The sequence below is a fragment of the Lysinibacillus pakistanensis genome (assembly GCF_030123245.1).
Classification (GTDB): Bacteria; Bacillota; Bacilli; order Bacillales_A; family Planococcaceae; genus Lysinibacillus; species Lysinibacillus pakistanensis.
In genome coordinates this window covers 815,025-836,020 of sequence record NZ_CP126101.1, presented here as the reverse complement: position 1 = coordinate 836,020, position 20,996 = coordinate 815,025, and the positions used below count along the sequence as shown (strand labels likewise).

The 20,996-nt window shown below is 31.7% G+C and carries 19 protein-coding genes; all 19 read right to left on the bottom strand.

The features are described 5' to 3' along the window. Positions 1 to 435: 435 nt before the first annotated feature. Positions 436 to 987 (bottom strand): ribosome hibernation-promoting factor, HPF/YfiA family, encoded by a 552-nt coding sequence (gene hpf / locus QNH24_RS03925; protein WP_283870848.1) that lies wholly within the window; start codon positions 985 to 987, stop codon positions 436 to 438. A 90-nt stretch (positions 988 to 1,077) separates the two neighbouring features. Further along, the gene (locus QNH24_RS03920) at positions 1,078 to 1,458 is read right to left on the bottom strand and encodes a PilZ domain-containing protein (RefSeq protein ID WP_283870847.1); all 381 of its coding nucleotides are present in this window, start codon (positions 1,456 to 1,458) and stop codon (positions 1,078 to 1,080) included. Between the two features lie 650 nt (positions 1,459 to 2,108). Next, positions 2,109 to 3,098, bottom strand: coding sequence for a tetratricopeptide repeat protein (locus QNH24_RS03915; RefSeq protein WP_283870846.1), 990 nt, complete (start codon positions 3,096 to 3,098; stop codon positions 2,109 to 2,111). Between the two features lie 812 nt (positions 3,099 to 3,910). Further along, positions 3,911 to 4,321 carry a flagellar export chaperone FliS gene (fliS, locus tag QNH24_RS03910; protein WP_283870845.1) on the bottom strand — a complete coding sequence of 137 codons (411 nt, stop codon included), beginning with the start codon at positions 4,319 to 4,321 and terminating at the stop codon, positions 3,911 to 3,913. Positions 4,322 to 4,397: 76 nt separating this feature from the next. Continuing rightward, positions 4,398 to 4,757, bottom strand: a complete 360-nt coding sequence (gene fliT / locus QNH24_RS03905) for a flagellar protein FliT (RefSeq protein WP_283870844.1) — start codon at positions 4,755 to 4,757, stop codon at positions 4,398 to 4,400. Between the two features lie 18 nt (positions 4,758 to 4,775). Further along, complete coding sequence (fliD, locus tag QNH24_RS03900; RefSeq protein WP_283870843.1) at positions 4,776 to 7,103, bottom strand: flagellar filament capping protein FliD; 2,328 nt, start codon at positions 7,101 to 7,103, stop codon at positions 4,776 to 4,778. A 22-nt stretch (positions 7,104 to 7,125) separates the two neighbouring features. Next, positions 7,126 to 7,512 carry a flagellar protein FlaG gene (locus QNH24_RS03895; protein ID WP_283870842.1) on the bottom strand — a complete coding sequence of 129 codons (387 nt, stop codon included), beginning with the start codon at positions 7,510 to 7,512 and terminating at the stop codon, positions 7,126 to 7,128. 306 nt (positions 7,513 to 7,818) lie between these two features. After that, positions 7,819 to 8,706, bottom strand: coding sequence for a polysaccharide deacetylase family protein (locus QNH24_RS03890; RefSeq protein WP_283870841.1), 888 nt, complete (start codon positions 8,704 to 8,706; stop codon positions 7,819 to 7,821). 15 nt (positions 8,707 to 8,721) lie between these two features. Then, a complete protein-coding gene (locus QNH24_RS03885; RefSeq protein WP_283870840.1) occupies positions 8,722 to 9,825 on the bottom strand; it encodes a GNAT family N-acetyltransferase in 1,104 nt (367 codons plus the stop codon). Between the two features lie 13 nt (positions 9,826 to 9,838). After that, positions 9,839 to 10,063, bottom strand: a complete 225-nt coding sequence (locus QNH24_RS03880) for an acyl carrier protein (RefSeq protein ID WP_283870839.1) — start codon at positions 10,061 to 10,063, stop codon at positions 9,839 to 9,841. Further along, a complete protein-coding gene (locus tag QNH24_RS03875) occupies positions 10,047 to 11,726 on the bottom strand; it encodes an HAD-IIIC family phosphatase (protein ID WP_283870838.1) in 1,680 nt (559 codons plus the stop codon). The genes QNH24_RS03880 and QNH24_RS03875 overlap by 17 nt, the downstream gene beginning before the upstream one ends. Before the next feature lie 15 nt (positions 11,727 to 11,741). After that, positions 11,742 to 13,328 (bottom strand): aldolase catalytic domain-containing protein, encoded by a 1,587-nt coding sequence (locus tag QNH24_RS03870; protein ID WP_283870837.1) that lies wholly within the window; start codon positions 13,326 to 13,328, stop codon positions 11,742 to 11,744. 8 nt (positions 13,329 to 13,336) lie between these two features. Further along, positions 13,337 to 13,981, bottom strand: coding sequence for an acylneuraminate cytidylyltransferase family protein (locus tag QNH24_RS03865; protein WP_283870836.1), 645 nt, complete (start codon positions 13,979 to 13,981; stop codon positions 13,337 to 13,339). A gap of 26 nt (positions 13,982 to 14,007) precedes the next feature. Then, a complete protein-coding gene (locus QNH24_RS03860; RefSeq protein WP_283870835.1) occupies positions 14,008 to 14,880 on the bottom strand; it encodes an FkbM family methyltransferase in 873 nt (290 codons plus the stop codon). A 3-nt stretch (positions 14,881 to 14,883) separates the two neighbouring features. After that, positions 14,884 to 16,275 carry a hypothetical protein gene (locus tag QNH24_RS03855; protein WP_283870834.1) on the bottom strand — a complete coding sequence of 464 codons (1,392 nt, stop codon included), beginning with the start codon at positions 16,273 to 16,275 and terminating at the stop codon, positions 14,884 to 14,886. A gap of 22 nt (positions 16,276 to 16,297) precedes the next feature. Beyond that, positions 16,298 to 17,383, bottom strand: coding sequence for a DegT/DnrJ/EryC1/StrS family aminotransferase (locus QNH24_RS03850; protein ID WP_283870833.1), 1,086 nt, complete (start codon positions 17,381 to 17,383; stop codon positions 16,298 to 16,300). Continuing rightward, entirely contained in the window at positions 17,380 to 18,321 is a 942-nt protein-coding gene (locus QNH24_RS03845; RefSeq protein WP_283872728.1) for a WxcM-like domain-containing protein, read from the bottom strand. The genes QNH24_RS03850 and QNH24_RS03845 overlap by 4 nt, the downstream gene beginning before the upstream one ends. Positions 18,322 to 18,344: 23 nt before the next feature. After that, entirely contained in the window at positions 18,345 to 19,895 is a 1,551-nt protein-coding gene (locus tag QNH24_RS03840; protein ID WP_283934524.1) for a glycosyltransferase family protein, read from the bottom strand. A gap of 27 nt (positions 19,896 to 19,922) precedes the next feature. After that, the gene (locus QNH24_RS03835; protein WP_283870831.1) at positions 19,923 to 20,993 is read right to left on the bottom strand and encodes a glycosyltransferase family 2 protein; all 1,071 of its coding nucleotides are present in this window, start codon (positions 20,991 to 20,993) and stop codon (positions 19,923 to 19,925) included. Between the last annotated feature and the right edge of the window lie 3 nt (positions 20,994 to 20,996).

Genomic DNA, 20,996 nt, shown 5'->3' with positions numbered 1-20,996 from the left:
TCAAGATTTAAGATTGTTCAGTCCTTTACTTTCGTTAGAAAGCTACTATGACCTCTGCTGACTTCTCTTGATTCATCCGATTATCACTAATCTGATTGTTAATTCAATAACCCTCAAGAGATCTCCCCGGGTAAGCACAACCACTTTCCTCTCATGTAACTGCCAGATTTACTGTATGGGATTCGGGCAGTATTGGACTTTACTTTGATTTGCAAGCTCATCCATCCCAAGTCAGCCTTGTATCTGATTTCTGTTCGTCAGTTCGAGATTTTGCGTCCGACTTCCTTCAGATTCCATGTCACCATGGACACCCTTGTCTTTTGCTAACAGTTCCTACTGCCAAGTCTGTAGTGGACTTTCACCACCTAGTTGTTGCGCATGCCGGGCACACAAATAAAAAGCTCCCGCTATAGCGAGAGCTTCTATCTTGTGAGGTTAAGTTGTTTCGATTAAGCCGTATTTACCGTCCTTGCGTTTATAGACAATATTCGTGCCATTGGATTCTGCATCTGTAAAGACGTAGAAATCATGACCTAGCATATTCATTTGTAGTACAGCTTCTTCTTGATCCATTGGTTTTAAATCAAATTGCTTTGTACGAACAATTGAGTATTCCTCTTCCTCTGGTACTGCATCTACAGCTGCTTGTGAAGTAGCAAAATAAAGGCCTGCACCCTCGCGCTCACGGAATTTACGGTTTACCTTTGTTTTATGCTTACGAATTTGTCGTTCTAATTTATCAACGATTAAATCAACCGCAGCATACATATCATTATGACGCTCTTCTGCACGAAGAGTTAAATTTTTCATTGGAATAGTAACTTCCACTTTAGTTTGTTTGTCATTATAAACCTTTAAATTTACGTTAGCGTTGGCGTTAACATCTTCGTTAAAATAACGTTCAACTTTGTCGATTTTGTTCTCTACATACTCTCGAATAGCTGGAGTTACCTCAATATTTTCACCACGAATGTTAAAGTTTAACATGTAAACTCCTCCTTTATAACTGCTATACTATATTAATTCTACACAAGTGTGTGGAATACCTCTAAATTAATTCTTTTTTTCACAAAAAATTTACGAATTATTTTTAATTTTTGCCTCAGCCGCTTCTTTTTTTCGACGCAATTTTAATTCTTCGACAATCAAATCCTCAACTGCCCCCTGATTATTGAAAAACACACCATATTGCTTACCTGTCCCAAAAGGTCGACTCCAAATGATTTCTCCATATGCCCGCACCTCTCTTGTATCAAGCACAAAGCGGAGATCTAAAGGAGGAGGATTAACGCCCAAATCCACCTCAGTAAACATCTTTAAACCGCGCGGACTAATATCAAGCAACTCAGCCATAGCTGTTTGCTCTTGATTGACCCTACCATCCTCGTATATAGCGAAAGTCATTGTAACCGGTTCTTCGAATTTAAAGCGAAAACCTTCTTGACGCTTAAATATCATATTCCCACCCCAATATTATTCAAAACATATAGTTAGCTTGATTATGACACGATGCATGTTTTACATCTAGAGGGAATTAGTAACATATTGTACCGTTTTTAGACCTAATTTTACGACTACATATAATCCGACCAAAGATCCGAATGAGTAAGAATACTGTGGCTATTCATGCCTAGCATACCGCATGAACGTGAAGAATACGATCGCACACATTTTACAGGCTCATGCGAAACATACGGTCAGCACGAATGTGTATGCAACAATATCCAGGTTTCTTAAGCTCACCTTATTATAGATGATTTCCTTATCTTGTCGAAATTTGTAAAGTCATTATAATCTTGTCGTTTTTGTTCTATTTCATCCTTGCCATGCCAAAACGCAGGTTCTTCCTGTATATTAACGCTTCATCCTATTCCTTTTTTAGCAAGTGATAATTCACCAAGTGTGTATCCCTATAGATGAACCTTAAAGAAATAGATTCTTTTTTCATCTTTTTAAGTGAAAAAGAGTCCCCCACAAAAATCCTAAATATTAGATTACCATCATAAGATTTTGTATATATCAGTGATATCATCTAGGTTTGCTAGTGGATGAACATTAAAAATTGAGCCATTATTTATAGAAGGATGTGGAAAAGGTGCATGACATTTTTACTTTGATTTTCCCTTAAAAAGTGACGCTGCTGTTTTTATTCGTTTCTTTTTTGGAATTTCATTTACTCGTTTTCCCATAAATGACTCTGCAATTGGATAAAATGAAGTTAAGTCATCAGGATGAATTTCGAAATCCAATGTATAAGTCTCTCCGTCTAACTCTTTTCCAAATGAGAGTAAAACATCCGTAGTTGGGAATAATGGAATTTTCCCATTAGAATGAATAAAAATATCAAACGCTACATGGAGACCAAATGACAGTAACTCTCTTAAATTTTCGGCATCCATCTGCTTATATTCTTCAGCAGTTAACATCATCTGATGAAAATGATGCATAGCTTGTTGATTGTCATTAACTTCAGAGAGAAGGGTACCAATCGAATAGTGAGACTCCATTTGTTTAGGATCAATCTCGATTGATTTTTCAAAAGCAGCCATTGCTAATTCAGGTCGCCCTCCTTTTTGATAAAGGTTCCCTAAGCGATTCCAAATAAATCCATCATTCGGATCTTTCGCAATTTTTTGTAACAAATGTTCCTCTCCATCTGTAGCATATTGATGAGATGTGCCGTCGTAGAGCTGCATTTTTCCTATTTGGCAAAGATCGCTAAACTCATCAGGATCCAGTAAAGTCATGATAGATAGCATGAGTACTTCGCTAGAATCTTCCCATTCTCCCCCAGCATTACAATGATTACACCTAAAATAGCCAGTCATTTGGCGTATCGTGTTGTCTATATCTTCCTTTTTTTCAGGAATATCAATAGAAATAAGACCAACATCATATTTTCCTTTTTGACCGCAACGTTTACATTGCATCATCATCTCATTTTTCTGAAAGATAGGTTCAATCTTTGATTTCCGATCTATAATCGTTTTTACATATTTCCCACCTAAATCTTTGTTTATCGGTGACGGAGAAATGGAGTCCAGTTCTCTTCCTGTTAAAGCAGAAATTAATTTTGGGTTGATCTGTTTTTTTGGCATGTGTTATCTCCTCGTAAGAAATTTAAAATAGGTACAGCTCGCGCTTGTATAAACGCTTAATAATAAGTGGTTCACCTTGACTAATCATCTATACTTAAAATTGTTCATCTCATGCTTAATCATTACATTCACCACATTTTTCTTCGATAAGTCTAGCATTTTTTTCTTATATATTTCTACCCTTGGTTAATCAAATATATTGTCAAAGCTTTGATATAAATCTCTAATAATGGATCACAGCCATGTAGCTGTTCACCTTAAGCTAGGTGTTATTGAAATTCGCCTAGACGGAAGAATTAATGTTCCAGAAATTATTTATATGGCTTTGAAATGAAAAGACGTGGTGGTGTTAAACGACCAAGATAAAAGGAAGGGTTCTCTCAATTTTTTGAGAGTCTCTATCCTTTTTTACAATGAAAGTAACAGCCTATCTGGAGTTTCGTACTACATAATGTTCAGTAATAGATAGTTCGATATCCTTAAATCATTATACTTTAATGATTCATATGGGATTGGAGAACAAGTTGTTAATGCTTTTTCTTAGGGTCTTCGTCGCAACTTCAACTCTTCAATAATCAATCCTCAACAGCTTCCTGATGATTGAAATTCACACCATATTGCTTGCCTTTACCAAAAGTTCGACTCCAAATGATTTCACCATAGGCTCGTACCTCAAGAGTATCCAGAACAAAGCGTAAATTCAGAGGAGGAGGATTGACACCTATTTATCGGCTTTCCCTTAATGTATTTTTGTTGTGCGATTTTCGCATAAAGAAAAGAGACCATCATCAATAGATGGTCTCTTCGTTTGTCTAAATTTGTCCGTTGTTTCCCTGACCAAATTGCTGCTGTCGATTAATGCGAATAACTTCCTTCCACGTATCACGGAACTCCGTCACCAAACCTTCAACCTCTTCAATAATCGCCACATCGTTTTGAATATTTGCTTCGACTAAGCGATGATTCATATATTCGTAAAGAGGGAGCATTTGCTTTGAAATGTCAATGTCCATATTTAATGTAGACATTAGTTCCGCAATAATGGCCTGTGCTCTTTGAAGATTGTTATTTTTTTCTTGAATATTCTTTTCTTCAATTGCAAGCTTAGCCTTACCTAAAAATTTCAAGCATCCATTGTAAAGCATTAATGTCAGCTCACCAGGGGAAGCAGTGGTCACACTATTTTGTTTGTATGCATTTTGCGCTGTTAAATTTGCTGCCAATAAAGGACAACTCCTTTTAAAGGTTACTTAATTACTAGTTTAAATCATTTTTCGAAGAAAAGCTAATAGGTAAATGTTAATTCTTTTTGTCATAATACATCCCATCCATCACTCGAACACTCGAATATGGATTGAAGTATTGCTGTTCACTTTTTTTCGTTTTCTGTAGGTTTGCCATATCTTGTTTCACAGCGTCCATCACAGCAGCCAAACGCTCTTTAATCCCATTATCTAATTCAAGCAACGTCCGATGAACCCGGTTTTGTTCATCAAAATGGAAGCCTTCCTGAATTAAATCTTGAATAATCGTGCCGCGTTTGTCCAACAGGCTGTTAATTGTCTCAATGTATTCGTCTCGCTCTTCACCTTTTGGAATGTCACCTAAATACTTGAATAAATTTGCTGATACTTGTAAAAGTTGGTTTGTTTGCTGCATAAAATTCTCCTACCTTAGTTAGAAGCCTCCACCTTGCATGAACATGCCAGATTGCTGGTTAGCTTTATTAATGGCCTGCTCCATGGCTGTGAATTGTTTCCAGTATCGAGCTTCAATATCTTTTAATTTTGCTTGTAATTTTGTAATGCGATTGTCAGATTCGATAATCTGTTTACCTATACTATAAGTTTGTTCTGTCTTTCCTTCCTTACCTGCCTTCTTCTCTATACTCTTAGTAAGTTCGTCAATTTCGTCACGTAAACGATTCGTTATACCTCGAGAATCTTGTGTCACTTTCCTACCTTTATCATCAGTTGTAGTTGTAACACTACCTGTATTAGTAAACAATTGAACAACTTGATCTGGATCTTTTTCTAATGCAGCATCAAGTTTGTCATCATTAATTACCAATTTTCCGCCATCTGATAAAATCTTAGATGTAGTAATCCCAATCTCTGCTAAGGAATCCATTGTAGCATCACCCAGTCCTTTAACAGATGAGACAAATTGAGAACGCATTTTAGTCAAACCATCTCGTATTAAAGAATCGCTACGTAATAAACCGCTTTTTGCTTTTTCATCCCACAACTTTTGCTCATTTTCTGACATATCCTCACGTTGCTCTTTTGTTAGTGGCGGATAATCACGATATTTTTTCTCTTTTAATAAACCATTCAACGTATCTAGCATCTCATTATAATTTTTTACAAATTCTTTAATACTTTCTTTTATGCTCTTTGTATCTGCAGTGGATGCTAAACTTACAGAAGCTACAGTTGGTGAAGTATCACCTGCCGTACTACCTACAGCAGCATTTGCATTATCATATGATTTCTGAGCCTCAGCTATACGTTTTATTCCAGCCTGAACAGCGTTTTCAGCTGTATTAAATGCATTTAGATTTTCGTTATTCGTTTTCTCAATAGAACTAAACTGTTGAAAATCAGCTAAGGAATCACTTAAATCACTTAAACGACCTAAATCTACTCGATCCATCTTTCCAAACTTATTTTTGATTGCATCATCTTTTCCGGCTAAAATTTGATCAATTTCACTACTATTTTTTCCTTTAATCTCAGATAAAAATGCTAGATCATCAGTAGTTAATTTATTTAAAAATGTCTTATCTAATGTTTTATATGAGTTTTCGAAATCAACTTGCTGTGCCCGTTCAAGCAATGCCGCACCATCTGAGCTTTGTAAAGATTTTAAATCATCTGCTGAAAGTCTTAATAAATTTGCTTTTTGCTCATCTGTTAAGCTAGAATTATTAATCGATGTTTTAATACTCTCAGCATCTGTATAGTCAATACTCATGGATTGTAGTTCCGTTAAATCTGAAGAGTTAAGAAGAGCCACCTTTCCGACATTTGATAATTTATCGAATTTTTCCTGTTGTGCTACTGTTAAATTATTTGTTCCAAAAATACGATCATACTCAGATTTATACGTATTATCACGATAAGTTTCATATGCAAGACGCTTATTGTTTCTGTCTGCTTCTAAACCTGGTTGTGCAGCCTGAGCGTTATTTAATTCTTTTTGTGCAGCTGCTAGGCGATCAGCTGCACCCGCTTTAGCATTAAATGTAGACTTTAACGATACTTCATACCCAGAAATCGTAAAATTATTTGAAGAACGCTCCAGTGAAATACCATTTACTTTTAAGATTGCATTCTTTCCTGCTTTTATGTCTGCATTGTCCATCCCCAAGGCATCAAACAGTTCTTTACCTTGACCAAAAACAATCTCACCACTTCCACTTTTTACACTACCAGTATTATTAGCAGTTAATGAAAGTTGTCCATTTTCAAAAAGTGCAGTAACACCTGCTTTACTTTCATTAATTTTTTTCACTAAATCATTAATTGTATCTTTTGTAGGGTCAAAGGAAATTGTTGTTGCTTTTTCTGCTAAATTACCATTCTTGTCAATAGATCTTAGCTCTATAGATTTAACGGAATCTCCTACCAAAGCTGATAATTTTGTCGTACCAGTATGTCCTTTTTGCTCACCAATCATTTGCGTTGCAGAGGCTAATTGTGCAACACTTTCAATATTAAGTGAACCTGTAGCCGAATTTGTAGCTTTCACAGATACTAGATTTTCATTAGTAGATGTAGCAGTTTTTTTCATTAATTGATTCTGTAACCACATTTTTTCATTTAAAAATGTTTTAAATTTCTGTGTTGCTACATTGACATTACGATACGCATCACGTTGCCATTCTAATGTTTGCTTTCTTTGAAAAGCTTTATTCAAGGGCATTCTTTCTGCCTTCATTAGCTTTTCTACAATACTATCGATATCCATGCCTGAGGCTAAGCCGCCAATTCTTGAAACCATATTAAAATCCTCCTAATTATGTTTATATTTTCTCGTCTACTATCATTCCCACCATTTTTTGCATTTCATAGAATGCATCCAATAATCTTTTTGGTGGAATTTCCTTAACAACCTCGTCTGTATCACGATTGACTATTGTTACATAATAGCGTTCCAAGCCATCATGATAAACAAACTTCGAGGAGCTGTGATTTATTTCCAAAAATTCATTTACAACATCAACAGCCTTTTGTAGTTTCTCCTTTGTAACTTCTTGATCTTCGCCAACAGCAGTAGCTTTTTCTACTATCGGTTGAGAGTTCGTGATTGTTGAAACATTAGGCGTCATATTCTCCTGCACATTCATTGCCTTCGTATTTGTTGGTGCAGTAATCGTTTCCATTGCCTGCCCCTGCGATGCAATACGCATGTAGCTCAACCTCCTAAACTTTTCATTTGCTTAACATTATTATCGGAAGGAATTTCTATTGTTTCAGGTTTTTTGGTAAACAAATACTTGATATCTTCTTATCTTTAAGATTAGTCCTGCTTTAGACCAAGTAATAATAATGATAATAAAAGATAAAAACCTCGAGTTCAGATACTAAGATCTAAATCGAGGGATTTTTTTCAAATATTTATTATTTTTCATATATGCTTTTACAGCATAATTTTGTTATTGAAAATTTATTGAACTTTATGTAACCTACTTCAACTTAAAAAGTAGATTTGACAATTATTGAATAGACTTTAAACGATTACAGTCAAATCTGTTAAACCAAAAATTATTATTATTTAATATTGTATAATCCTCAATGGTTGTAAAGGCACCTTTAAATCCATTTGCTCTTAAAATCGGTTCTAATTCAGCACGCATTTGTATAGCATTTTCACCACCACCAAATGCTGGGGTAAACCATTTTGGGGTAATTCCTAATTCTTGTTGCATAAATACTTTACATGGAGCAATCTCTGTATTATAAAATTCCTGTGCATCTCCTTTATAGGGCAAATGCTTAACACAATGTACTCCAAGTGTCATGCCGTTTTCTTTCATTTCAACTAATTCTTCTATAGAAATATAAAATGCTTTAATAAAAGATTGAATTGAACCATATAATTTTTCCACTTTTTCTTCTAAATAACGCCGACAAGACTGTTCATCAAGTAAGAAATTAAAAACATATTTATTATAGCGACGATATACATTAGGTTCATAACTATAATATGCACTTTTTTCTGTTAAATCAGGAATTTCAAACTTTGCATTTAGCTCATTCCATACTTCTTCATCATTGATATGTGATAGAACCGTATGAACTAAATGAAATATTGGTACAACACCACTTTCTAAGGGTGCTGACATAACCGTAAAATAACCAGGTACATCTAATTCTTTTAAAATCTTATAAGCTATTGTATATTGATCTTTTGTTGCATCGTCAAAAGAAATAATACACTTCGGTTTTTTCGTTATTTTATTCATATTATCAGGTGAGATAATTTCATAATTTTCCTTAGCCCACTCAATTTGTTTTCGGAAATCTTCTGGACTGATTGGTACACTACCTGTCCAGCTCTCTTTCTCACGCACATAATGATACATAATTACAATATCTTGCATATAATTTACCTCACATTAATTCGGTCTATCCTGATCTGCATCACCTTTTGTGATATACCACAATTGATCAGCAATATGGTTTAAACGATAAGTCTGCTTATCAGAAATATACATAGCAGTCATAAGTTTAGTATTTAAATAATCGATTGGTTGAAATCTTGTTGGTAACATAAATAAATCCTCTTGAGAAGTAAAGGTACGCTTAAAGCCAATTGCTTCAAGACCCCAACTGGAAATACTTGAATAACAATAGAAATCGTAAAAAAGTATTTCGCTATCTAAAGCTACCAATTCATTTGCTAACTTTACTGCACTATCTTGATTCTTGGCTATAAACTCTACAATTCTACCTATTTTAAATTGATTTTGGATCAACTCTATCCGTACGATGAGCAATCCTGTAATACCAGAAGAATCTTTACAAACAAACTTTCGATAATTAAACGTAGGGTGGTTAAAATAACGCCATTTCAAAAATTTAGAATCTCTTTTAACACCAATCGATTTTTTCTCAAAGAATCCTTTATTATATTGTTCCCATTCTTCTTCTTGTAAAGAAGTGATTTCAAAACAACTGATATTAGAGTTAACATTTAATCCTTTTAAAGGATTGACATAACGGATTGGCTGTTCATTTCCGTTTAATATAGCTTGAATAGTCAATTCCTTATTATTTAGTCCAATCCATCTCGGAATATCTTCCACAAGGCTCCAACGCATTAGTCTATAAAGTTTCGCTGCCTCTTCACTCAATCCCATTGCTAAAATAATATTCGGATTTAAACCTTGTACAAAATCCAAAAGAGCTAAGCCTGCCCCTGAATCACGATAATTAGGGTCGACAATCCAGTTAGCTAGTGTAATTGCTAATCCTTTTTTTCCTTGATCATTGAATTCAAAAGGCATTGCTCCAAGTAGCCCCACAACTTCTCCATCTATCCATGCACCTACAAAGGTTAGATGATTATCGTCTGTTATGAGCTGTCGATTAGGATTATCATAGAACATGAAACGAACTAGCTGCTCATCTCTCGCTAAAATATGATTTTTAGCCCATATACGATGAATAGACTCCATCAATAATGCTATCTCATCTATTTTAAACAATCGAATTTCCATATGAGCCCCCAACTTACACTAGTTTTTTCTCTACATATTCATATAAATCTTGAATATTCTTAACCGCTGTTACTTCAGTAGCAGTAAAGCGAATATCAAATTCTTCTTCGATAGCCATAATAATTTCTAAATGTTTAATGGAATCCCAAGTTGCATTTTTTTCGCGATCTAGAAGCTCGACATTTGCATCATCTAGCTCTAGGATTTCAATTAGTATTTCATTAATGGTTTCTCTCATTTTGCCAACAAACCTCCGCAGGATAATCTTTTAATTTATTATTTAATTCTTTTAGTATATCGGCTATTTTTGGACTTATGTAAATGTTATTTAACCACTCAAGCGCTGGGCTATTTCGTGGACCTTCCACTGATTCAAATTTTATTTGTCGAATTCCCTCGTTAATGAGTTTACTTAGAATTAACTGTAGAGAAGCATCTTCAACGTTACGACCGAGTGCTCGGCAACTAAATAATATTTCCTCAAAAGTTGCTATATCCCCATCTAACCTTACTATATAGGTTCCAATAATCCCACTGTCATTTAGCATATCTGATAACGCTACCGTATATATTTTATAAGTTGAATCCTTAGCTTTCTCTTGTATCTCTCCCTCTGCAAAACGGTGTAAAGCAAGATTAAACTGATTTGTTTTTTGCCCCATTTCATAGATTCTTTGTAGGTGAAGAGATTCATTTTCGAAAACTGAAATCTTCATTTGTAATGAAGCAAGGTATCTATTACTATCTCCAACTTTTTTTTCAAGCTCTACACGTTTTTGATTCGCTAAAATATCCTTTTGACGTAAATCTGCTGAATTATCTTTTTTACGAGAATAAAGAAATGGATAATTTAATAATCGATGTACTGTCTCTTTACCTGTAGCATCCGCCATTAATGTATGTATAGTCGGAATTTGTTCTTTTACAAGGGCAATCTCGGCTGGATTATCATCGATAAATAACATGGCTGATACATCAAAATTAAATTTTTTCGCCATTAATCGAATATTATCCGCCTTACTTTTCCAGTTCGCCTCCATAAATGTAAAGTCATCTTTATCTAGTGGGAAGTCTTTACGCTTTTCCAGCATTTCCAGTACATCTTGCTTATTATTTTTAGAGCTTATTGCCAGTAAAATACCGTTTTCCTTTATTCGCATTAACACTTTTTGTAGCTGAATATGCTCCTCCGTTAACTGGATTCCTTCTATACCATCTTCGCCTAAAACACCACTATATAGCGTATTATCAAGGTCTAAAACAATCGCTTTTAATTTTGGTTCAAGCATAGCTGGAATTAAATTTAGTGCAATATGACGTGCTAATTGTAATGTTAATTGATTAGAGAGTGGATAGTTACTCACTTCATCATTTCTTGCATCATATGAACTCATCCCCATCTGACTAGCAAATAAATTCATATCTATAATCTCAATATTGTTAAATTCATCTTTCAATGTTTCTAGCAAATAGTTAAATTCATAAATCCATCCACGCTTAGATACACTTGCTGCATATTGCTTTTCATCCAACTCCCAAAATGTTGGCCAGTTATTGATTAGAATAGGCTTTGACGTATCTACTTCAGATAACCTTGTTTTCAACCATTCTAAAAGGGGTTTAGGCTCCATTTTATCCATATATAAACGCCAATCCGTCCAGAAAAGAACTATATCTACTTCTCCATTAGTGGATAAAATCGGTATGGACGTATCGTAATCAGAATATGAAAATATCCCCTCCTTCTCAATTCGAGAAAGGAAAGGGGTAATCATTTTAGAAACGTATTCAAATGGGAGAGTTCGTTCAACTTTGATTATTAACTGTTGTGTGTATTCATGTTTATAACCTTTTATTTTTCTGAACATCAGCTCATTATTTAACAATATATCCTTTTGCAAATCTTTCTCCCCCTATCATATTTTTATTACATGATCTTCAGTCTTGAAATATTTTGAAGGAGTATTAAATACAATCTCAATTTCCGAAGAAAGTTCCTGAATCGATGTACCTATTTTTCGATTTAAAACCTGCACTTTTTCTCTATCCATCGGTATAATATGATCAGCATCGCTATAATTTTCATTTATATCAATTTCATATCCATCAAATCCGATTAAAATCGCTTTATGGGCATTCGAATTAATTAAGAGCTTAAGTAGCATGACTAGAGCATTATCATGAATTTCTAAATCATGATGTAGTAACGCTTTATAATCAACCTTATAATCTGCTCCTGGATAATTAATGTTTGATGTAACAATTAACGGTTTTTCACTTTTATCCAAATGTTCAAATCGTTTACTATTACTAATGAAAATATAATCTACTGAACAAATTTGAGGAATAAAATTAACAGAAACTACAATATTATTTTGATTTTCAGCATATAAATCTATATTTTCCATTGATAGTATACTTTTTCCTGGACCAATGATTAATACATCTTTTTCGGCAAAAACTTCGTGTATGTCATTCGATAAAACTATACTTTTACTACGACGGGTTTGATAATTAATATAAATATCCTCAATATATAATTTATCAAAAGCGTCTTTTTTATTATCTTCAATAGATTTTATTATTCTTTCAATATCTTCAACATTTAAAGAATTTTTATTAAGTAAATAATTTGCATAGTTAGGATGGCAGTTGTTCCTTGCTGCAATAAAATATGGTAAAGAATACCCCCAATAATTTTCTTGATATATCGTCATTAATGACTCATCAATAATTTTTAGTAATGGTGTCAATACATATTTTGCAGCATGCCTATCGTTTAAATACTCAACAAATAATTCTGTATTTAAGTTACCTGCTCCTCTTCCCATACCATAAACTGAACTGTCTATAATAATATCTCTAGTAATATTTGACTCAACAAAATGAGTAGCATTTGAAAACACTAATTGTAAATTATTATGACCATGAAAACCTAACTTAATTTTTGATTCTAAATTATGATCTAATAAATATGTTAATCTTAGTAAATCCTTCGGTTTCATTACCCCAAAGCTATCAACTATATATACAGCATAAGGCTGAATATCGTTTATTATTTGAATCATATCTAATAACTCAATATCAGAATAATTTATGGTTATCATTGGTTGAATAAAGACATAGTAACCTTTATCTTTGATTTGTTGACAATACTCCATTGCTTCTTGCCAATCTTGTCGACGAAAAGCGACACGTATCCCAAAAATCTCTCCATTATTAACAGGTAAATGTTCAATAGGATATTCCCCATAATTTATCATCACAACAAAATTATTAGACTTTTTATTAAAAGGTAAATAATTTCGAATTTGTTCAACTTTTTTGAACAAAGTTGTATCTGAATTATTTTCAGTAGAATATTTTAAATATCCACATTCGATATAATCAATATTCGATAATGCTAAATTATTTAATATGGAAGTTATTTGCTTTTCAGTAAAACGCCATTGATTTATATATCCACCGTCACGTAGAGTACAATCTAAAATAGATATTTTCATATATTTACCTACCTAAAATTTAATATGGCTTCAGCTAATGTAAAGTCTTCTTTTGTATCAATATCAATAGCTTCAATTTCACTAACTTCAATTAATTGAGGATTAATGCCAATTCGACGATAATGATTTATAAATACTTCCTTTTTAAAAATATAAAAGCCACTAGTTTCAATAAAAACTTTCTCTAAATCTTGTGTTCTAGGAATTGCATCTAATGAATAGTTATGAGGTTTTCCATCTTTCCACATAAAGTCTTGAAGCGCTTTAACAGCAAAAGCGGAATCTTTTCCTTCATCAAGTACAGCTTTTAAACCTTTTTCAATACTCTTTTTTGTAATAAAAGGAGATGTCGCATGTGCCATTAAATAAATATCCGCATTAACATCACTAACAAAACTTTCAATCACTTCATTAATTTTGGTTCCATCTTTATCCAATTCAGAAGAACGTTTTAAATACTGTGTTTTACCAACTAAATAATGTTTTATAATCTCATCACTACAATATACATAAATATCAATCTCATAGCTTAATTGATTTAACGTAGTAAGTATGTATTGTATTAAAGGTTTACCATCCTGAAAAGATTTAATATTTTTCCCAGATAGTCGTTGATTATTTAATTTTATAGGAACAAATGCTACTATTTTCAATACTATTCCTCTTTTCCAAATTTAACTCATTGATTTCCTAAGATTTCATCATTTTGAATTCTACCTTTACCTAATATCGGAAATGATTGATCTTCAGCTAAAGAACAAATGTCCATTATATGATCATAATCCTCACTTACAATAATATTATTCTCCTTAGCCAACTCCGCTAAAATTTCAATTAAATCGTAGTATCCATATTTTTTATAAATTAAAATACTTTTAAATATTTCTGATTTATCTTTAGCAAAATTTTCAATAATATACTCTGGAGATCGTAAATACAGTGCCTCGGCAAAAGAAAGTTGCCCTTTTAGTGAACCATAGTTTTTCTTAGCATCTCTTCTCCAAAAATATCGTTTCAAATCAAAAAGTTGGAATCCGTTATTCTTTAAATAGTTATCCACCTCTGAAAATAATGGCTGTTTTTTATATATCTCAATAAAAGAAACTTCAACTTCTAAACCGATAACACTATTAATTAAATCTTTCATTCCTTTAATAACAGCCAATTCATGTCCTTGTACATCTATTTTCACAAAATTCGGATACAATTTTAAAACATCGTGCATACTATGTACTTGTAATTTTTCTTTTTTTAATACATCAAATCTTTCTGGTGCTGGATATTTTGTCAAAAGTTCATGATTGGGCTCATAAATTGACGAAACCTGTTGCTTTCTACATAAAAAAATATCCATTGTTTCATTAGAATCCGATAGTCCGTAATTTTGAATAAATATATTATCATTATCATTTTTTAAAACTGCTCTTTCGTCAGGTTCAAAAAGATAAAATTCGCAAAACTCTCGAAATGGCAACCATTCCATTTGAACCCCGCCACTAGCACCAACATCTACTATAATTAATTTTTCATTTTTCAATAATTTATTTAACATACATTAATCCTCCATTCTTTTTTTTAGAGGCTCATAGTTTGAAAAAGTTTTACTTATATATTTTTTTCCGAATCTCTCACCATATGTAAGAACTTTTTCTAAATCTTCTTCATGCTTATCATAATATTGCTCTTTGTCAATGTTCGAAAAATATGCGGGATAGCTTTTTTTTATACTTGAAAAATCATATTCAATTTGTTCATAGTGATTCCAAATATGACTGCTCTTTTTTAACTTTTCATTTTTTAAAGATTTGCCGTCCATTCCTATTAATTTGATTGTATCAGTTTGACCTGAAGCTATTGGCATTAATAGTATTGTTGCAATATTATCTGCTGGTGTAATATAAAAATTATTATTATCAACTATATTAGGAATTTGTTCATTTTTCACAGGCACACCAATTACATAATTAATAATTGAAGGGTTATTAATGACCATCAAATAGGCAATATGCTCTGGCACAATACAATAAATTTTATACTTCACCAAATTATCATACAATTTATTCCTGTAATTTATCCCATATTCACATTCTGAAAAAAACACTGCAATATCAGCTATTGTAATCGCTGTTGGATAAACATGATTTAAAAATTCATCATCTAGTATTATATTGTTACAAATTAGTTTAAAATCATTTTTATTATAATCAAACTCTTTATATCTTCCTAAGCTAGGTCCAGTTGTAAAAATCCAGCTTTCTTTATAATCTTTTCTACTTAAATTTCTAAAATTTTCAATAGAATGCTCTTTGATGTTAAATTTACTTTTTATACTTAATGATTCATAGAACATCTTCATCCAACTTAAAATATCAACATCTTTTTTGTAGTTTTTGTCAATTATATATAATTTACATTTTAATTCAGTTAGTTGACTGATCTGTTCTACATCCCAAACTAAATATTTAAAAGAATTATTTAATTCAATATTTTTATTATGGATATAAATATTTCCTATAATTCCTTCTTCAATTGAATCACTATAAATATGAACTTCAGCATTTATATTTGAATTACATGGTAAAAACCAATTAAATTTCAAACATAATTCATCGAATAATTCCTTATCGTTTATTTTGGGATATAAATGATATATATTTTTATCATCAATATAATCTAATATAATTTTTTCTTTTTTCACCCCTATTTCCATAAGATTGTTCATCATTGCAGAGCAACTATATGGATTTTTTGATGTAAGAATAAAAAAGCAGTCATTTAATCTAGAAAATGTAATAAGTTCTTCTGAATCATATACAGGTAAACCTATAAACTCATTCGCCGACTTAAAAGTTTCAACAAACCCCAGTATCGATAATTTATTACTATATTGGCTATAAATTTCACTAGCGAAACTACCTGTTCCATATATTAAATACGATTTCCCCACCTAAAATTCACCTAGATTCCTATTAAAATTTATTTATAACATCAATGATATATTGCGCTTCATTTTCATCAAATGGTATAGGAATAGATAACACTTCATTTACTATTGCTGTTGTAATTCCATACTGTGCTACATTGTATTCACCTTTATAGGCAACTTGTTTGAAAATCTCCATCGGGTAGTGAATAAGTGTCTCTATACCATTATCGCTCAAATATTTTATTAAAGAGTTTCTATTATTAGTTCTGATCGTGAATAAATGCCAAACATGATTCTCCCTAGTTATTGGTTTTGCAGGTAAAATGATTTTTCCATTTACAATAGAGTCCAAATATTTTGCCGCAGTTTCTTGTCTCAAATAATTTTCATTATCTAAATACTTGAGTTTTACTCTTAAAAATGCTGCCTGCATTTCATCTAGACGGTTATTATATCCCTTAAACTCATGTATGTATTTCTTTTCTGAACCATAATTTCTAAGCGCTTTTACTTTTCTCCCCAATTCCTCGTCATTAGTTGTAATCGCTCCAGCATCCCCTAGGGCGCCTAAATTTTTCCCTGGATAAAAACTAAAAGCTGCAGCATTGCCTAAATTTCCAACCTTTATATTTTTATAGTTAGCTCCATGGGCTTGAGCAGCATCTTCAATTAACTTCAAATTATGTTTTTCTGCAATTTGTTTTACTTTATCTATTTCCTCTACCCTACCGTATAAATGAACTACAATAATTGCTTTTGTTTTATCAGTAATAGCAGCTTCTATTAATTCAGGATTAATCAGATAAGTATCGTTCCTAGGCTCAACTAAAATTGGTTTAGCTCCTACTTCTGAAACTGCTAATGCCGTCGCTATAAAAGTATTTGCAGGAACAATTACTTCATCACCTGCTCCAATATCATAGGCACGTAAAATTAGTTTTAATGCATCTAGCCCATTGCTAACACCAATACAATATTTTGTCCCACAATAAGCAGCAAACTCTTTTTCAAATTTTTCTACCTCATCACCTAATATGTACCATCCACTATCTATGACTCTTTTGGCCACTTCTTTCAATTCTGTTTCATATTTTTGATTAATTAATTTTAAATCTAAGAATGGAATCAATTATTTCTCTTCCCTTCTATATCAATACTGGAAAATGTCATACCGCAATTTTCACAAATGCAACCTTCTATTATTTTTTCTCCGCATTTGCAGACAAATCCTTTGATTTCAGCAGGATTACCGTATACTAAAGCGTGTTCTGGAACGTTTTTCGTAACTACTGAGCCAGCTCCTATTAATGCATACTTCCCAATACTAATCCCCCCCAAAAGAGTAGAATTTGCGCCAATTGAAGCAAAATCATTAATAATAATTTTTTTAAATTCTTCTGGATATATTTTTGATCTGGGATTTAAGTCATTTGTAAAAACAACACTTGGTCCAATAAATACATTATTTCCAATTCTAGCGCCGTTCCAAATATGAACACCTGATTTCACAGTAACATTATTGCCAATTACAACATCGTTCTCAATAAGCGTATGATCATTAATGTTACAATTATCTCCAATAACAGCATGAGGGAATACATGCGCATATGCCCATACAGTAGTGCCCTCTCCTATTTTTGCGGATTCTACTATACTATTTTTATGGCAAAAATATTTTTTTTTACGTTTTTTTCCTTCTTCTATATAGTCTTGATAACTCCGAATATAATCTTCTTCATTATATAGTTCACTTGCTAATACCATTAGTACACAATCTCTACTAAACTCATGCATTTCTCTCCAAATCATTCCCTCGATGAAAAGACCTTGATTTGGCTTATTTAGCATTATTTCTTCAGTAGTAACCCCATTATCTAATTTAATGTTACATGAACCACTTACACAAACTAAAATTTGTTTTAGAGTCTTATGTGCATGATACCCTCTTGAAACACCTTGCTCAGTATTAAAAATATAATAAACACGTTTTATTTCAAATGGCACATTTTTCATTGCTTCTAATGAAATTAATGAACCTCGTTCGTCGCCATGAATTTGTAAGTCAATTAATTTATAAATAAGATTTCACCTCACATATGTTTTATTGAATAAGGTAGTAAAGCATAATATTCATCAGAATTTCTATTAAATGTAGCATTCAGATAGTTTAAAAATATTTCTTGCTGCTCTCTCGATAATTTTTCATAATGCCAAGCCCAAACTTTTAAAAACTCAAATTCCCTACTTCTATTTTTAAAATGCAAATATGTTAATGGAAAGTCTCTATCTTCATAAATTTCATTTTGGAAATTTTTATTTTCTAATTTATCCAATTTAGCACTCAATCGGTATGCTCTTTCCAATATTTTAGAAGAGCTACTCAATAAGTGATATTTTTTTATATCATCTTTGTATTTAAATCTTTGTTTTTCAAGTATTTCCCTATTACTAATCCAAAGTTCTAGTTTAGCCATTAATTCTTTTAATGAATTTACTTTAAAATTATTATCTAATGCTATGTCATCAATATCTGTTACTGTCATATTCTTCTTTACACTTACTAATGGTAAACCGTACTTCCCAGCATCTAACAAAGAGGTTAATGATACAAAAGGATAAGAATCCAAATATATATCAGCAGCTAAATAATAACTGTCAACATCTGTTATTTCCCCCAATATATCAACTTGGCCATTTGCTTTTTCCTTAATTTCCTTCCAAAACTCTATATTTAAATTAGGACCTATAAAAACAAACCTTACTTTTTTAAATTTATTACTTATATGTATAATACAATCAGCTAATCCGTTGTCATCTATCGGATTGTATTTATAAGCAGATGCAATGGATAAAATCATTATTTCATCATCATCAATATTTAATAATTTTCTAGCCTCTATCTTCGTAAATTTTTTTATTCTTTTAAGAGGAATAGGAAATATCATTTGATGTGATTTTGGAATATTTCGTTTTATATTTGAATTATTTGCACCCTCCTGTCTAATCTCTAAAAATAAATTAGCTGTGTTTCGTCCGATCCAAAATCTATGATCCGCGTGATTTAAAAAAAGGATAGGTAGTGGACAATTGTGTAATGCAATTGAAGTGTATACATCGCTTGGATGAATATGCAATATAACATAGTCATACTTTTTAGCGTATTCCCTGATTTCATTAATCTTTTCTATCCCTTTTAAATGTCCTACGTTGTATATGCTAAACTTTTTTTCATATTGTTTTAACAATTCTGTGGGTATCTGATTCTCCTCGATGTCAGTGAGTAAAATATCATTATGGTTATTTGTATCACAGTCAATCCAGTTTAGCATTAACCGAGTGTGACCACCTGTTTCATAGATTTTTGTTGCAATATGTAGTACTTTATTTCTTTTTCTGTTATTATTTTGTGGGAATTTATCATTTAAAAAATATTTATTTGAAATATTTTTTATCATTTCCTCTATTTCAAAATTATAAAATTCGCCAAAATGAACTTCAGTAGCATATCTAGCAGCTATCTCTAAATAAACTATGCCATCATTTATATGATTATTTGCGATATTCTCTTCAGCCATTTTTAATAACTTCATAAAATATCGTCTACGATCATTAAAGACTTCTTTATAGACTTCTTTATCCATCATATTCCTCTCCAGTACACTTATCATTCAATTAATAAACAAAACATTTTCATCCTTGATACCCATTTTTTTTAATTGTAAATTAATTTGATTAGCAAAACTGCTTGCTACAATTATCTTAGAATTATTTGTTAATATATTTGGGTTATAGATCCTGTAATTATTTAAAATTAAATTATGTTTTTCGCTATTATTATCTATAAATCCTTTAAAATTATTTGTTAAACGATTTTTGCATACTAGCGCAAATGCTTCCTGTCCTGCCCTACTCGTTCCAAAAATAAAGAATTCTTGATTGTTGATAAATTTTTCTAATGCTGCGTTATTAAGTAATCTGTAAAAATCTATATATGTTATTTCTTCACTGAATTCACTAATCTTATTAAATAATTTTATATCATTAGAAATATCTTTATCCCCTCTACTTTTACTCTCAAAATGATAAATATAACTATTTATCACACAGTAATTTTTCAGACCCAACTTTCTTAATCTTAAACATAAATCTATATCGTTATATGCGATTTTCAAACTTTCATTCAAACCTGCTATGTTCATATAAAGTTGTTTTTTTATTAATAAACATGCTCCTGTTACCGCGTCGCATTGTAGATTATCCCATTGATTAAGCTCGAATTCTTCAACACGTTTATAATAGTTATATTTAAAATGATGTTTAGCAAGCTGATGTCTAATAGTAACACCGATATGTTGAATTGTATTATCTTCAAATAACATTAGTACCCCAACTGCACCAGTATCACCTTTTTCAGCAAGCTTCAACATTTTTTTTATAGTATCAGGATCGACGAACATAGTATCATTGTTCAATAGCAGCAAAAAATCTCCCGTAGCATGCTCTGCTCCCATATTATTCATTTTAGAATAATTAAACTCCATCTTACATTTAATTATTTTATAGGTATTTTTTTTGTTTAAAATTTCATAGTAATCTAAAATATCCTCCTCGGTACTACCATTATCTACTATTATTACTTCAAAGTTTTTATAGTTTAATTTAGTAATTGAGTCTATACATGATTTTAGGTAACTATAACTATTTTTATTAGGTATTATTATAGAAATTCGTTTCTCCATCTT

Excerpts from the sequence above, each read along its gene's own strand:
- QNH24_RS03915 (WP_283870846.1), bottom strand. The coding sequence starts at position 3,098 with ATGCCAAAAAAACAGATCAACCCAAAATTAATTTCTGCTTTAACAGGA.
- QNH24_RS03870 (WP_283870837.1), bottom strand. The coding sequence starts at position 13,328 with ATGAAAATATCTATTTTAGATTGTACTCTACGTGACGGTGGATATATA.
- fliD (WP_283870843.1), bottom strand. The coding sequence starts at position 7,103 with ATGGTTTCAAGAATTGGCGGCTTAGCCTCAGGCATGGATATCGATAGT.
- QNH24_RS03885 (WP_283870840.1), bottom strand. The coding sequence starts at position 9,825 with ATGGAAATTCGATTGTTTAAAATAGATGAGATAGCATTATTGATGGAG.
- QNH24_RS03920 (WP_283870847.1), bottom strand. The coding sequence starts at position 1,458 with ATGATATTTAAGCGTCAAGAAGGTTTTCGCTTTAAATTCGAAGAACCG.
- QNH24_RS03895 (WP_283870842.1), bottom strand. The coding sequence starts at position 7,512 with ATGCGTATTGCATCGCAGGGGCAGGCAATGGAAACGATTACTGCACCA.
- fliT (WP_283870844.1), bottom strand. The coding sequence starts at position 4,757 with ATGCAGCAAACAAACCAACTTTTACAAGTATCAGCAAATTTATTCAAG.
- QNH24_RS03860 (WP_283870835.1), bottom strand. The coding sequence starts at position 14,880 with ATGTTAAATAAATTATTGAAAAATGAAAAATTAATTATAGTAGATGTT.
- QNH24_RS03835 (WP_283870831.1), bottom strand. The coding sequence starts at position 20,993 with ATGGAGAAACGAATTTCTATAATAATACCTAATAAAAATAGTTATAGT.
- hpf (WP_283870848.1), bottom strand. The coding sequence starts at position 987 with ATGTTAAACTTTAACATTCGTGGTGAAAATATTGAGGTAACTCCAGCT.
- QNH24_RS03880 (WP_283870839.1), bottom strand. The coding sequence starts at position 10,063 with ATGAGAGAAACCATTAATGAAATACTAATTGAAATCCTAGAGCTAGAT.
- QNH24_RS03890 (WP_283870841.1), bottom strand. The coding sequence starts at position 8,706 with ATGCAAGATATTGTAATTATGTATCATTATGTGCGTGAGAAAGAGAGC.
- QNH24_RS03840 (WP_283934524.1), bottom strand. The coding sequence starts at position 19,895 with ATGGATAAAGAAGTCTATAAAGAAGTCTTTAATGATCGTAGACGATAT.